The 13383-nt window shown below is 54.1% G+C and carries 14 protein-coding genes; 6 read left to right on the top strand and 8 right to left on the bottom strand.

Annotated features, from left to right (window positions below; translation table 11 throughout):
* Positions 1 to 156 precede the first annotated feature (156 nt).
* The 3 genes from QN399_RS00810 (at position 157) to grxD (ending at position 3170) form a co-directional block, all read left to right on the top strand.
* Complete coding sequence (locus QN399_RS00810; RefSeq protein ID WP_322181436.1) at positions 157 to 447, top strand: hypothetical protein; 291 nt, start codon at positions 157 to 159, stop codon at positions 445 to 447.
* 164 nt (positions 448 to 611) lie between these two features.
* Complete coding sequence (locus QN399_RS00805) at positions 612 to 2723, top strand: molybdopterin oxidoreductase family protein (RefSeq protein WP_322181434.1); 2112 nt, start codon at positions 612 to 614, stop codon at positions 2721 to 2723.
* Between the two features lie 105 nt (positions 2724 to 2828).
* Positions 2829 to 3170 carry a Grx4 family monothiol glutaredoxin gene (gene grxD, locus QN399_RS00800; RefSeq protein WP_219064183.1) on the top strand — a complete coding sequence of 114 codons (342 nt, stop codon included), beginning with the start codon at positions 2829 to 2831 and terminating at the stop codon, positions 3168 to 3170.
* Between the two features lie 153 nt (positions 3171 to 3323).
* Here grxD and bfr read toward each other — a convergent pair whose 3' ends face one another.
* The 4 genes from bfr to pyrC form a co-directional block, all read right to left on the bottom strand.
* The gene (gene bfr, locus QN399_RS00795; protein ID WP_322181431.1) at positions 3324 to 3794 is read right to left on the bottom strand and encodes a bacterioferritin; all 471 of its coding nucleotides are present in this window, start codon (positions 3792 to 3794) and stop codon (positions 3324 to 3326) included.
* A 202-nt stretch (positions 3795 to 3996) separates the two neighbouring features.
* On the bottom strand, positions 3997 to 4215 hold the full coding sequence (locus tag QN399_RS00790) for a bacterioferritin-associated ferredoxin (protein ID WP_322181429.1): 219 nt from the start codon (positions 4213 to 4215) through the stop codon (positions 3997 to 3999).
* Positions 4216 to 4489: 274 nt separating this feature from the next.
* Positions 4490 to 5179 (bottom strand): ribonuclease T, encoded by a 690-nt coding sequence (rnt, locus tag QN399_RS00785; RefSeq protein ID WP_322217601.1) that lies wholly within the window; start codon positions 5177 to 5179, stop codon positions 4490 to 4492.
* Positions 5176 to 6222 (bottom strand): dihydroorotase, encoded by a 1047-nt coding sequence (gene pyrC / locus QN399_RS00780; RefSeq protein ID WP_322181425.1) that lies wholly within the window; start codon positions 6220 to 6222, stop codon positions 5176 to 5178. The genes rnt and pyrC overlap by 4 nt, the downstream gene beginning before the upstream one ends.
* 127 nt (positions 6223 to 6349) lie before the next feature.
* On the opposite strand from pyrC, the gene QN399_RS00775 reads away from it, so the two are divergent.
* Positions 6350 to 7255, top strand: a complete 906-nt coding sequence (locus tag QN399_RS00775) for an OmpA family protein (RefSeq protein WP_322181423.1) — start codon at positions 6350 to 6352, stop codon at positions 7253 to 7255.
* A 129-nt stretch (positions 7256 to 7384) separates the two neighbouring features.
* Positions 7385 to 8602 carry an argininosuccinate synthase gene (locus QN399_RS00770; RefSeq protein WP_219064177.1) on the top strand — a complete coding sequence of 406 codons (1218 nt, stop codon included), beginning with the start codon at positions 7385 to 7387 and terminating at the stop codon, positions 8600 to 8602.
* Positions 8603 to 8823: 221 nt separating this feature from the next.
* On the opposite strand, the gene QN399_RS00765 is transcribed toward QN399_RS00770, so the two are convergent.
* The 3 genes from QN399_RS00765 to QN399_RS00755 all read right to left on the bottom strand — a co-directional run bounded on the left by QN399_RS00765 (position 8824) and on the right by QN399_RS00755 (position 11027).
* Positions 8824 to 9102 (bottom strand): hypothetical protein, encoded by a 279-nt coding sequence (locus QN399_RS00765; RefSeq protein ID WP_322181421.1) that lies wholly within the window; start codon positions 9100 to 9102, stop codon positions 8824 to 8826.
* A gap of 384 nt (positions 9103 to 9486) precedes the next feature.
* The gene (locus tag QN399_RS00760; RefSeq protein WP_330200388.1) at positions 9487 to 10107 is read right to left on the bottom strand and encodes a hypothetical protein; all 621 of its coding nucleotides are present in this window, start codon (positions 10105 to 10107) and stop codon (positions 9487 to 9489) included.
* 374 nt (positions 10108 to 10481) lie between these two features.
* Positions 10482 to 11027, bottom strand: coding sequence for a hypothetical protein (locus tag QN399_RS00755; protein WP_322181417.1), 546 nt, complete (start codon positions 11025 to 11027; stop codon positions 10482 to 10484).
* Between the two features lie 1305 nt (positions 11028 to 12332).
* Between QN399_RS00755 and QN399_RS00750 the strand changes: the two genes are divergently transcribed.
* Positions 12333 to 12959, top strand: a complete 627-nt coding sequence (locus QN399_RS00750; protein ID WP_330200387.1) for a response regulator transcription factor — start codon at positions 12333 to 12335, stop codon at positions 12957 to 12959.
* Between the two features lie 179 nt (positions 12960 to 13138).
* Here the strand turns inward: QN399_RS00750 and QN399_RS00745 are convergent, their stop codons facing one another.
* Positions 13139 to 13321, bottom strand: a complete 183-nt coding sequence (locus tag QN399_RS00745; protein WP_322181413.1) for a PA3496 family putative envelope integrity protein — start codon at positions 13319 to 13321, stop codon at positions 13139 to 13141.
* Positions 13322 to 13383: the final 62 nt, after the last annotated feature.

Raw genomic sequence — 13383 nt, 5'->3', positions numbered from 1 at the left:
GTACACTGGGGTCCAAGACCTTGGCAATTAATGTCGATCACGTAACAGTTCCATAACATTACTGTCTGCCCCGGCCTTGAGCAGGCTGGCTGACCATTTCATAAATGTCGAGGCTGAGGTATAAATGGCAATTGCTCATCACAGGAGCTATGAGGAATGGATTCTAAAGAACAGCAGCTTACGGAATTACTCGGACTGACGGCACGTACTTTGACGCACCTCACCGCGTCGATAACGTCCATGTCATTCGAGTTGCTGCGCAGCAATGATGAGATTACCCGGTCGGCGGGGCGGCGCATGATTGATCGCATGGCGACCATCAGCGTCGGCCTTGATGATCATTGGCGCCTGATCGGCGAACTGACCGGCGTTCACGTCGCTCAGGAGCAGATCGAAACCGTCGATGAGTTGCAAATGCAGCACAAGTCAGTCACTCCGATAGCCTGATGCTGCTGATCAACTGACGCGCATCGGCACACCTGCACGGGCCGTATCGGCCCGCTTGATGCCCCCCGATTCACAAGACGAACCCCTCTGGCGTACTCGCCCCTCAACCGCCATAGTTTTGTTTCCGCTGCCGTAAGGTGGCCCAAAACAAAATGAGGCTGGCAATGACCAAGACCCTCCACCACCGTGCCTGCCACCTGTGTGAAGCCATTTGCGGGCTGACCATCGAGACCACGACCCAAGAGGGTGCCGGGGTGCGGATTACGTCGATCAAGGGCGATGCTCTGGACAGCTTCAGTCGGGGGCACATCTGCCCCAAGGCGGTGGCGCTGCAAGATATCCAGAACGATCCTGACCGTCTGCGCCAGCCGATGCTCAGAGTGGGCAGCGAGTGGCAGCCCATCGAATGGCAAGCGGCGTTTGACCTGGTCGCAGACCGTCTGTTCGCCCTGCAACAGCGTCATGGGCAAAATGCGGTGGCGGTCTATCAAGGCAACCCTAGCGTGCACAACTACGGGCTGATGACCCACAGCAACTATTTCCTGGGGTTGCTGAAAACCCGCAATCGATTTTCTGCGACGTCCGTAGATCAGCTGCCTCATCATTTGAGCAGCCATTTGATGTATGGACACGGTTTGTTGCTGCCCATACCCGACATTGATCACACCGACTTCATGCTGATTCTTGGCGGCAACCCGCTGGCGTCGAATGGCAGCATCATGACCGTCCCCGACGTTGAAAAGCGCCTTAAGGCGATTCAGGCACGAGGCGGCAAGGTGGTGGTGGTTGATCCTCGTCGCAGCGAAACGGCAGCGATTGCCGATCAACATATATTCGTGCAGCCCGGTGGGGATGCCGCGCTGTTGTTTGGCATGCTCAACACCCTGTTCGACGAGTGCCTGACGCGCGACAGTCATCTGCCGGTAGATGGGCTGGATGAGGTGCGGCAGGCCATCGACCACCTGAGCGCTGAAGCCATGAGCCCGCGTTGTGGAATACCTGCTGAACAGATTCGCCAGCTGGCGCGTGACTTTTCCCGTGCCGACAAAGCGGTGTGCTATGGGCGGATGGGGATTTCCACGCAGTCCTTTGGCACGCTTTGCCATTGGCTGGTGCAACTGATCAATCTGGTCACCGGCAACCTGGACCGTGTCGGTGGGGCGCTGTGTACGGAGCCCGCAGTGGATCTGGTCAGCTCGACCTCGGGCGGGCATTTCAATCGCTGGCAGAGCCGGGTTTCGGGTCTGCCGGAATACGCGGGCGAGCTACCGGTTTCTGCCTTGGCTGAAGAAATATTGAGCGAAGGGGAAGGGCAGGTCCGTGCGCTGATCACGGTTGCGGGCAATCCGGTGCTCTCGACCCCTAACGGGCGCAAGCTGGAGCAGGCGCTGGATGGTCTGGAGTTCATGCTCAGCATTGACCTGTACATCAACGAAACCACGCGCTATGCCGACCTGATTCTGCCGTCGACTTCTGCGCTGGAAAACGATCATTACGACACCACGTTCAATATGTTTGCGGTGCGCAATGTCACACGATTCAATCGTGCGATTCTCGAAAAGCCGCAAGGCGCGTTGCACGATTGGGAGATTTTCGTCGGCCTGGCCCAGGCATTTTCCGCAAAGGCCGGGCGCGAGCTGAAACCGACAATACCGCCAGCACGCATGATTGACCTGGGTTTGCGCGCCGGCTTGTACGGCGATGCGACTGAACACAAACTCTCGTTGGAGACGTTGCGCGATCATCCGCATGGACTGGATCTGGGGGCACTCAAACCCAACCTTCAGCCGCGTCTGAAAACGGCCAATCAGCGGATTCAGGCGGCACCTGCCGTGATCCTTGCCGATCTGGCGCGGTTCTCTGCAATGCAGGCGCCTCAACAAGCAGGAGCGCTGCTGCTGATTGGCCGTCGTCATGTGCGCAGTAATAACTCATGGATGCATAATTATCACCGGTTGGTGAAAGGCAAGCCGCGTCATCAGTTACTGATGCACCCGGATGATCTGTCCAGCCGCGGGCTGACTGACGGGCAATGGGTTCGGGTCAGTTCGCGGGTCGGGGTGGTCGAGGTGCAAGTCCTGGGCAGCGTCGAGATGATGCCGGGGGTGGTGAGCCTGCCTCATGGGTGGGGCCATGCGCGCCCTGGGGTGCACATGAGCATCGCCAGCAAGCAGCCGGGCGTCAGCGCCAACGACCTGACTGATGAGCACCAACTGGACGCATTGTCAGGTAACGCCGTACTGAACGGGGTGCCGGTGCACGTGGCGGCGGCGTAAGTAACCCGTCGGCGGTTGAGTAGAGCCCGAGCGTAGTGCTCGGGATTCCGTTACAATGCGCCACCGTGCCGACATCTGAGTCGGAAAGTTCAGCCGAGGTGCTCCATGGATATCATCGAAACTATTAAAGAGCAGATTGCCAGCAACACCATTCTGCTTTACATGAAAGGCTCTCCGAATGCTCCGCAGTGCGGTTTTTCGGCGAAAGCTTCCCAGGCATTGATGGCGTGTGGCGAGAAGTTCGCTTACGTCGATATCCTGCAGAACCCGGAAATTCGCGCCAACCTGCCTAAATATGCCAATTGGCCGACGTTCCCACAGCTGTGGGTCGGTGGTGAACTGGTTGGCGGCAGCGATATCATCACCGAGCTGTTTGCCAGTGGTGAGCTGCAAACGCAGGTCAAAGAAGCGACCGCCAAAGCCGCAGCGGATAAAGCCGACGCTTGATGGATGCTGATGTGAGTCTGCCCAGAAGCTATGGGAGCAGGCTTGCCTGCGAATGATTTGACGCGGTGTGCCTGACTCACCGCGTTCAAATACCAGGCATTAAAAAGCCCCGCCCTCGTGATTGAGGTGCGGGGCTTTTTCGTCAGTGAGCGATCAGTCGCCCATCTGCGACTGCAAGTAGTTTTCGATCCCGACTTTATCGATCAAGCCTAACTGGGTTTCAAGCCAGTCGATATGCTCTTCTTCGGATTCGAGAATGTCCTCGAGCAGCTCACGGCTACCGAAGTCGCCAACAACTTCAAAGTGCGCGATGGCCGCTTTGAGGTCAGTCAGCGCTATTTTTTCGATTTTGAGGTCGCACTCAAGCATTTCCTTGGTGTGCTCTCCGATCAGGATCTTGCCCAGATCTTGTACGTTAGGCAGGCCTTCCAGGAACAGAATGCGCTTGATCAGCTTGTCAGCGTGTTTCATCTCGTCGATGGATTCGTGGTACTCGTGCGCGCCGAGTTTTTTCAGGCCCCAATCTTCATACATGCGGGCATGCAGAAAGTATTGATTGATTGCGACCAGCTCGTTTCCGAGGATCTTGTTGAGATGCTGGATGACGGTGATGTCGCCTTTCATGTCGAGGTCCTGTTCTATGGCTTATGTAGATAGGCTCGGAGTCTGAGCCGCACTAATAGGGGCTGTCAAACCTAAGGTATTGAATAATAAGTCGAATTAAATACTAATAAGAGTGTTTGAGTTCCGTATTTATCGGCTAAGCGTTTGAATTAAAGACATAAAAAAACCGGACACAAGGTCCGGTTCTTTGAAAAGGCGCCATTCAGGCAACTGAAAACTCTGCGGGGTAGGCCAGCATTACCTGGCTGCTTTGCAGCTCCGTCAGGGTTTCACGCACCACGGCTTTGGCAACGGTCGCGCATTTGCCACATTGGCTGGCGACGCCTAACGTTTGGCGGACATCACGGTAACTGCAGCAACCCTCAAGGATCGCGTCCCGGATTTGCCCATCAGTAACACCTTGGCAGAGGCAGACATACATAAGTGAGAACCGTCGCTGGTTGATGACTCAGTGCTGGGGATACTAATCGTAATGAGAATGCTTGTCAAAGCCGAGTGTCTGAGCGCCGGAGTAGAGCTGTCGGCTCCTGGCAGGGAATGATGGGGGAGGGGGTAGATAAATTAATCCTATCCCGGAAACGGGTTTAAGCGCGCTCCTTGCGTCCAGAACACTGCGCTGCATCTCCTATAAAACACGTGATGGCGCACATAAAAAACCGGCCACGTGGGCCGGTTTTTGTAGAGCAGGACAGGCTTCAGTCGTTGAAGTCTTCCCAGCCACCCATTTGTTTCCAGCGGTTGACGATGCCGCAGAACAGTTCTGCGGTTTTTTCGGTGTCGTAGCGGGCTGAGTGTGCTTCACGGCCATCAAAGTCGATGTCCGCGGTCTGACAGGCCTTGGCGAGCACGGTTTGACCGTAAGCCAGACCCGCTAGGGTCGCGGTGTCGAAACTGGAGAACGGGTGGAAAGGGTTGCGCTTCATGTCCAGGCGCGCGACTGCAGCATTTACGAAGCCGAGGTCGAAGCTGGCGTTATGCCCCACCAGAATCGCACGTTTGCAGCCATTGGCTTTCAAGGCTTTGCGAACACCACGGAAGATGTCGGTCAGCGCAGTTTCTTCGCTGACAGCCATGCGCAGCGGGTGATCGAGCTTGATCCCGGTGAACTCCAGCGCGGCAGCTTCGATATTGGCGCCTTCGAACGGTTCAACGCGGTAGAAGTAAGTGTGCTCAGGGAACACGAAGCCTTTTTCGTCCATGCCGATCGTGACTGCGGCGATTTCCAGCAGCGCATCGGTCGCCGAGTTGAATCCGCCGGTTTCTACGTCGATAACGACCGGCAGATAGCCGCGGAAACGGGCAGCCATCGGGTGCCGAGAGCCGCCTCCGCCTCCGCCTCCGCCGCCATGACCGTCCTGTTCGTCGTCGAAATGATCTTCGCTCACGCGTGTTCCTCTAGCAGGCGCCAGCGCAGTTTTTCACCGGCGCGCAGCGGAATTACGGACAGCGTGCCAAACGGCAGGCTGGTAGGTGCGGTCCATTCATCACGGACCAGCGTTATGGTGTCGCGGTTGGGTGCCAGGCCATAGAACGCCGGGCCGTGAACGCTGGCAAAACCTTCCAGTTTGTCCAGGGCGTTGCGTTGTTCGAACGCTTCGGCGTACAGCTCGATGGCAGCGTAAGCGGTGTAGCAACCGGCACAGCCGCACGCCGCTTCTTTGGCTTGCTGGGCGTGAGGCGCTGAATCGGTACCGAGGAAGAATTTCGCGCTGCCACTGGTGGCGGCATCGAGCAATGCTTCCTGGTGAGTGTTGCGTTTGAGAATCGGCAGGCAATAGAAGTGCGGGCGAATGCCGCCGACCAACATGTGGTTGCGGTTATAAAGCAGGTGATGGGCGGTGATCGTCGCCCCGACGTTCGCCGAAGCGTCGTTGACGAACTGCACGGCTTCGCGGGTGGTGATGTGTTCGAAAACCACCTTCAGCGTTGGGAAGCGTTCAACCACTCGACGTAAATGCTCATCGATGAAGATTTTTTCACGGTCGAAAACGTCGATTTCGCTACGGGTCACTTCCCCGTGGACCAGAAGCGGCAGGCCGACTTCAGCCATGGTTTCGAGCGCTGGGAAAATTTTGTCGATGCTGGTGACGCCGGAATCGGAGTTGGTGGTTGCCCCGGCCGGGTACAGCTTGGCGGCATGGACAAACCCGCTGGCCTTGGCCGCGCGTATATCCTGCGGCTGGGTCAGGTCGGTCAGGTACAGCACCATCAGCGGTTCGAAGTGGCTGCCTGCCGGGCGCGCAGCAAGAATGCGCTGGCGATAGGCGTCAGCTTCCTGTGCATTACGCACGGGAGGCACCAGGTTCGGCATGATGATTGCGCGTCCAAAAGTACGCGCTACGTCAGCGACGGTGTGAGGCAAAACAGCTCCATCACGGAGGTGAATGTGCCAGTCGTCGGGACGCAGAAGGGTCAGGCGGTCAGACATTGGGGATTCCAGGCGGGTCAAACTCGCTGGGAATGCTACCGGAAAAGACTCTTCCAGGCACTCGCTATCAAGTTTTCCGGGAAGTTACCGATAGCCAGACGTATGCAGTTTTCTAGTGGAGCCTCCCGTGCGCCAGCGTTATCTAGCCTTGCTCAGCGTGTTTGCCAGTCTGCCGGCAGTGGCTATCACCTTCCAGACGCGTCTGGAAAGTATCGAATGGAAAGTCGAAGGTGACAAATTCGAGTGTCGCCTGACCCAACCCATCACCGATTTCGGTGTGGGCGAATTCGTGCGCCGCGCGGGTGAGCAGGCCACGTTTCGTCTCAAGGCTACTGGCAGTATGCTCGGCTCGGGTTCTGCGACCCTGTTGGCGGCGGCAGCGCCCTGGCAGCCGGGGCGCGGTGATATCAATCTGGGCTCGGTCAAAGTAAGCAATGGCGGCATTCCATTCAATAGCTCCCAGGGCCAGGCCGGGCGCCTGATGGCAGGCTTGCTTGAAGGTCGCAGTCCGGTTATTCGTCATTACTCTCAAGAGGGTAATAGTGCTGTGGAAGTGCGGCTGTTACCGGTCAGGTTCAACAAGGCGTTCAGCGATTACCAAGCCTGTACCACCAAGTTGCTACCGATGAATTTCGAACAGGTCAAGCAGGCGCAGATAGGCTTCCCAGGCAACGGCGTCGATCTTGATGCGCCAGCGCGGGCAAAGCTGCAGGTCATCGCTGAGTTCCTAAAAGCCGATCCCACCGTTAACCACATTGAACTCGATGGCCATTCGGATAACAGCGGTAACCGCCTGACCAATCGTGATATGTCGCGGCGCAGGGCGTTGGCGGTGATGGACTTCTTCAAGACTCAAGGTGTGCAGGAAAAGCAGATAACCCTGCGCTTTCATGGCGAGCGGTATCCGCTGGTGCCCAACACCAATGCCGCCAACCGTGCACGCAACCGTCGGGTCAACATCCAGCTGGAACGTGTCGCGCCTGATGAGCCCACACCTGTTGCGGCTGCGAGCAATGCCGCTGCCACGTCCTGAGCGGCATGAATCGGTCGTACTCTCGACACTAACTGTCGCTTCGTCGTCACAAGCTGTCGCGCCTCTGTAAATTGACAGGTTTGAGCGGTAGAATCACCGGTTTTCCGTACAACCCGGTGGAGTGATGGCATGGCGGACGTAAACAAGGTGGTTCTCGCGTATTCCGGTGGCCTGGATACTTCGGTAATCCTCAAGTGGCTGCAGGACACGTACAACTGCGAAGTAGTGACTTTCACTGCTGACTTGGGCCAAGGCGAAGAAGTCGAGCCCGCCCGCGCCAAGGCAAAAGCCATGGGCGTGAAAGAAATCTACATTGACGATCTTCGCGAAGAGTTCGTGCGCGATTTCGTATTCCCGATGTTCCGCGCCAATACCGTCTACGAGGGCGAGTACCTGCTGGGTACCTCCATCGCACGTCCGCTGATCGCCAAACGTCTGATCGAAATCGCCAACGAAACCGGCGCTGATGCCATTTCCCATGGCGCCACCGGCAAAGGTAACGATCAGGTTCGTTTCGAGCTGGGCGCCTATGCCCTCAAGCCAGGCGTCAAGGTGATTGCTCCATGGCGTGAATGGGACCTGCTGTCGCGCGAAAAACTGATGGATTACGCTGAAAAGCACTCCATCCCGATCGAGCGTCACGGCAAGAAGAAGTCGCCGTACTCCATGGATGCCAACCTGCTGCACATCTCCTATGAAGGCGGCGTGCTGGAAGACACCTGGACTGAGCACGAAGAAGACATGTGGCGCTGGACCAAGTCCCCAGAGGACGCGCCGAACGTTGCAACGTATCTTGAGCTGACCTATCGCAATGGCGATATCGTGGCGCTGGACGGCGTAGATATGACGCCTGCGACAGTATTGGCCACCCTGAACCGCATCGGCGGCGAAAACGGTATCGGACGTCTGGATATCGTCGAGAACCGTTATGTGGGCATGAAGTCTCGTGGCTGCTATGAGACACCGGGTGGCACCATCATGCTGCGCGCTCACCGCGCCATTGAGTCAATCACCCTGGACCGTGAAGTCGCTCACCTCAAAGACGAGTTGATGCCTAAGTACGCCAGCATGATTTACACCGGCTACTGGTGGAGCCCTGAGCGTCTGATGTTGCAACAGATGATCGACGCGTCTCAGGCCCACGTGAACGGCGTTGTGCGTCTGAAGCTGTATAAAGGCAATGTCATCGTGACAGGTCGTAAATCCGACGAGTCGTTGTTCGATGCAAATATTGCGACGTTTGAAGAGGACGGCGGCGCTTACAATCAGGCGGACGCAGCCGGCTTTATCAAATTGAATGCTCTGCGCATGCGCATTGCTGCAAACAAAGGCCGTAAGTTGTTCTGATGGCCGGTGCCGGGGGCCATTGAATAAACCAAGGTTTGTTTGAGGTATTCGTGCACGGAAGCGATATAGCCCTTGACCCATTTTTCCAATGGAAGCGGGTCAAGGGCCAGCGTTGAATTTGAGTCTGGCAACGCTTTTCAGCGCTGCCAGGTCATCGCATAGGGACTGCCAAGTCGTCCTGTGATTCAACTCTGCAGTCTCGGGTGCACCCGTGAAATGGATCACTGAGGCTTTGATTCTGGTGTCTTCTTTAGTCTCTTGGCCCCCGTTGCGTACGTGACAGGACGTTCGTGAACAGTCGTGTTAGTGAGCGGTGCTGTGGTGTCGAAAAGTGTAATCAAGTCTTTCGGCGTTTTACGGTAGCGCGTCATCAGCGCTTTGATTTTTTTCTCGAACTCAAGCTCCTTTATTAAGGATGAATTTTTTTTGAGTGACGCCAGCAACGACAGTTGTTGCTCAAGCGCTTTTTGGGTGTCGTGATAATCTTTTAATAGCGTCATTGTATGCTCTGCTCAATTGGATGAGGGACCTTGACGGTGCGCGGTGTTTTTACGTTAGCGTTGGCTCGTCAGTTTTTAAGGCTGAGGGCATTCGCAGGCGGCTTCTCATTACACTAGTCGCTTTTTAGATACGAGGCGTCGCGTCACTCATTCAAAGGAATAGTTTGGGTTTTGATTTCTCAGGGCTCGCGTCTTAAGAGGCTTAAGGTCTTCATCGTCGGTCGGACGGCGTTGGAAGATAATTCGGTGGGTGTTCACGGTAAACGCCTACGCAATTAAGTAAATGAAGTGTTGTTAATTCTAGAGTTGTCCATGGCGCCTGTCGTATTGTTCCTACGGCGGGCAACGAACAGTTGAACAGCGCTCTCGTGTATTCGGGTGTTTTCATAGATAAATAACACGGTCTGATTCAATTACCCATACGGCGGAAATGTCGGAGTGTGGTGTGCTTTTTGCCCAGCGGTTAATTAACTCAATGAGTTCATCATGCGGCATCGGTTCGTCCCAGTCTTTAATCACTAAAATCCACCGGGCAGAGGGGGGGTTGTTACTGTGAGAGGTGCTGTTCTGGACAGTGAGCAGGGATAGGGTATTCTTTAAGTCGCGCTGACAGGAGATGGGCCCTCCATAAAAAGCATCCTGTCTATTGGCAGGGTGGAGCAAGAGTTTCGAAAATGATTTCTTCTTATTCCCGTTTGTAGGCGCTTTGAGTGGGGGTTGCTGCGGCGTGTCTTTAGAATAAAGATCGGTTTTTTTTGAGACCTTTAGAAAGTTTTTTTCATTGGAGAAGTCAGAGGGCGCATAGAGGGCTTTATAGTTGAAGTTTAATGTCAAAAAAAACATAAGCGTCAGGGTGCAAGGGAAGACAATGAGGAACCAAACATAAAGGGTCTGGTTGTCCTCGTGTAGAAAGGGCAGCGCCGTGGCGGCGGAGGCTTCGGAGAGCGCTGCGAACAAGGCAATTATACGCACTGGGTTCATGCCGGTGATGGAGTCTTTATTCATGTTAGTTCCTGAGGGTAGTGTCAGTGGATGTGAGGTGAACAGTGAGTAATATTGTTTAAGCGGATTGTGCGATCTTTTGCAATAGGCAAACCCACGCGGGTATGTTTAACGGTGGCGGCGGGGGCGGATTTAATTGCGATAGATAACTAAGTTCTTTAGTTATTAGAGAGGGACAGTGTGGGGCTTTTCGATGCCGTCGGCTAACAACTGGCTTAAGGCTGCCTGGCACGGGCAGGCAGGGGTTGAAAAGACCAAAGCCGGTCGTTGCGAGGCATGAAGACTGACGGTGATGCGGTCATCACGCTTACACCTGTTTTGTTAGGCTGCGTTACCCACAAGCACAGGCTCGGATGACGGTCGGGGTGCTTAATGTGTTACGCCTCAGGCAAGTCGCTTGAGTCGGTTCTGTCGCGGGCTTGTCTGAATTCAAATCGATAGTCCTGCCCGATTTTCCATACCTGGCGCACGCTCAAGTTCAATTTCTGAGCGATCTCCCATGCCGTATACCCCAAGTTGGAATAATGCATGGCGTGGCCTGCAATGTCGTCATCAACGGTAGCAGGCTCTGCCTTTTTTTCATTCTGGATACCGCGAATAGGTCGGCTATAGGATATCTTCAGGCCGTGTTCCCCGGCCATCCGTCTCACATCTTTCTTGTTCATCCTCAGGGAGTATTGGAGAGCGTTGACGCCAGCACCCTTGGCCACCAAACTTTTCAATAGTTCCAGTTTTTTATGGGTGTCTTCCTCCAGATCTATATCAAGGCGCGGGGGGATTTCTGACGCCAGGATAGTGTCTGCAGTCTCTCCGGTCGGGATAACATTGATAACGCCTCCTCGCTGAATGAACTGGTCCACGGCAGTCGCCAAATCCAGCAGAGGCGCATGTTTAGAGCGGGAATGGGGGGCTTTATTGTTCATGGTAATAGGCCTGTGTTTGTATGCTGTTGGGGAAGTGAGCACATCATTGGGTGTGAGTCGCTTCGATCCGGTTATGCGGGAAAAATAAGGGCTCTTGAAAAGTGGCGGATTTTAAGTTGTCGAGTTTAGTGGCGCCGCCCAATAATCAATGAAATCACCGAGTCACGGGCAGTACAGTGAGCAGGCTCGATGAGTAACTTTATCCCGTGATTCGATTAAATAGGGTGGGCAAGCGTTCTAATAGAGTCGCTGCTAATAAAAAGTAACGACTGGTAATAGAATTTGCAAGTGAAAAAAAGCGCTTTATATGAATTACCTGGCGAGTTGTGCGAGGTTATTACATTGGAGGGGTCGGCATTCTTAATGTGATGTAGTACGTTTCCTCTTCGTGTCGCCAGGTATGGCCAGTGTTCAACGAATAGCATTAACTCTAGGTCGGATGAGCTCTTTGTATAGGGCGGCAGGCGTTTTGTTGTAAGGTCGATGACTTTCTTCAGGTCTGCACTCCGTAACCGTGCCGTGTTTGTTATATAAACTTTTAAGGTGGCAACGCAAATGGTCTGCATCGGTGATGCGGGCTATCTATTCAGTTCGGTTGGATTAAGTATTTCTGTTGGTGTCAGGTTGAATGAGGGCGTGAGCTTTAGGACTTTTCTGAGTGTCGTGTAGCTTTTTTCCTAAAGTGGATGAGAATAATAAAAAAGCTGTGCAAATACGTGGATTTTAAATTCAACATTTGTAAATTTTGCTGAGACATCCGCAATATAATAGGTAATAATTTATGACGGGTGTTCTGTATTGTGTCTGACAATCCGACACATCTCTGAATAGACAGAGGGTCGACACGTGCGTTCATCAGTGCGTTCATGGTTCACTGACACTCTGTAAAAAACCAGTTTCAGGCACCGCGGAGTAAGGGTTGAAAACGTTGGTAAATGTGGCTTATGGCTATATTTGTGCTTCGCAGGATCCCGAGTGAGCACTGAAAATGCCAAATCTCGATTGACTAGTTATCGAGGTGTCGGATCTGTGCTTGACCAAACGTTGATAACTCTATTACGTGAACCACGATGCTGGAGATCAGCAAACAAAACTGAAACCAGTTCATCCGCCGCCGAGGGTTGCCGATTGTCAAAAGGATCAAAAAGTACATCACGCATGGCGTCTTTTGTAGGGCGTATCTGTCGTATATGTAGGAATGGTCTCTGGCTGTTGGTCCTCGGGGGGGGGCGCTATGCAAAGCACTAAACGACTAGGCTATTGTGCTGACTCTAAAAAATCGAACAGCGAAAATTGGACTTACCCATGAATAAAGTGCTGATCGTGGATGATCACCCCGTCATTCGCCTTGCTGTACGCATGCTAATGGAGCGCCATGGCTATGAGGTCATCGCGGAAACGGATAATGGCGTGGACGCCTTGCAGCTGGCTCGAGAGCATTTGCCCGACATCGTTATTCTTGACATAGGTATCCCGAAGCTGGACGGGCTGGAGGTAATCGCCCGTCTGACAGCGATGACGTTGCCTTTCAAGGTGCTGATTCTGACCTCTCAAGCTCCGGGGCATTTTTCCATGCGCTGCATGCAAGCCGGTGCTGCCGGCTATGTCTGTAAACAACAAGATCTCACTGAGTTGCTAAGCGCGATTAAGGCGGTGTTGTCGGGCTACAGTTATTTCCCCAACCAGGCACTTCATTCCGTGCGCTCAAGCCTGGGTAATGCCAGTGAGGCAGATATGGTCGATCAGCTGTCTGGCCGAGAGATGATGGTGTTGCAGCAGCTGGCTCGCGGTAAAACCAACAAAGAAATTGCTGACGGGATGTTTTTGAGCAATAAAACTGTCAGTACTTACAAGACGCGCCTGTTACTCAAGCTTAACGCCCGTTCTTTGGTTGATTTGATTGAACTCGCTCAGCGCAATGGGCTGGTCTGAGACATCGTTTCGCCGTGCTCGGGGATAGCAGGAATACGGGAAAGAGAGAGCAGGCTTTGCCGTGGTCGTATATTGATAACCGATCATCGCTAAAGCCTCTCGCGAGTGAGAGGCTTTATACGGGAAAACCCTTTACAATCAAAGACCGCCAGGCATTGAGGTCGGGTAGGTTCGATGCTTTAAAGGTCGAAGTCGTACTCAGCCAGTTGCTTCTGCAAGCGCCGCTCTTCCAGAAGGTTGTCGATGGTTCGGCGTTTGCTCAAATTGGTCTTTGCCTGTTCCACAGGCGCCTGCTCGTCCTCATCCGCTTCGACCGTAGCGAAGTCGTCTTCTGTGTCCAATTGCTCTTTGCCAGTGCTCATAAAGTGACTCCAGGCTTAGGCTGTCATTGGCGCACCTTATAGCGACAATTCATGACCGGGTA

Source organism: Pseudomonas sp. 10C3, from assembly GCF_036346185.1.
Lineage (GTDB): Bacteria > Pseudomonadota > Gammaproteobacteria > Pseudomonadales > Pseudomonadaceae > Aquipseudomonas.
This window is presented reverse-complemented; position numbering and strand designations above follow the sequence as displayed.

What these genes read in the sequence shown, in the direction of transcription:
- QN399_RS00810 (WP_322181436.1), top strand. Translation starts at nt 157, where the DNA reads ATGGATTCTAAAGAACAGCAGCTTACGGAATTACTCGGACTGACGGCA.
- QN399_RS00805 (WP_322181434.1), top strand. Translation starts at nt 612, where the DNA reads ATGACCAAGACCCTCCACCACCGTGCCTGCCACCTGTGTGAAGCCATT.
- grxD (WP_219064183.1), top strand. Translation starts at nt 2,829, where the DNA reads ATGGATATCATCGAAACTATTAAAGAGCAGATTGCCAGCAACACCATT.
- bfr (WP_322181431.1), bottom strand. Translation starts at nt 3,794, where the DNA reads ATGAAAGGCGACATCACCGTCATCCAGCATCTCAACAAGATCCTCGGA.
- QN399_RS00790 (WP_322181429.1), bottom strand. Translation starts at nt 4,215, where the DNA reads ATGTATGTCTGCCTCTGCCAAGGTGTTACTGATGGGCAAATCCGGGAC.
- pyrC (WP_322181425.1), bottom strand. Translation starts at nt 6,222, where the DNA reads ATGTCTGACCGCCTGACCCTTCTGCGTCCCGACGACTGGCACATTCAC.
- QN399_RS00770 (WP_219064177.1), top strand. Translation starts at nt 7,385, where the DNA reads ATGGCGGACGTAAACAAGGTGGTTCTCGCGTATTCCGGTGGCCTGGAT.
- QN399_RS00765 (WP_322181421.1), bottom strand. Translation starts at nt 9,102, where the DNA reads ATGACGCTATTAAAAGATTATCACGACACCCAAAAAGCGCTTGAGCAA.
- QN399_RS00760 (WP_330200388.1), bottom strand. Translation starts at nt 10,107, where the DNA reads ATGAATAAAGACTCCATCACCGGCATGAACCCAGTGCGTATAATTGCC.
- QN399_RS00755 (WP_322181417.1), bottom strand. Translation starts at nt 11,027, where the DNA reads ATGAACAATAAAGCCCCCCATTCCCGCTCTAAACATGCGCCTCTGCTG.
- QN399_RS00750 (WP_330200387.1), top strand. Translation starts at nt 12,333, where the DNA reads ATGAATAAAGTGCTGATCGTGGATGATCACCCCGTCATTCGCCTTGCT.
- QN399_RS00745 (WP_322181413.1), bottom strand. Translation starts at nt 13,321, where the DNA reads ATGAGCACTGGCAAAGAGCAATTGGACACAGAAGACGACTTCGCTACG.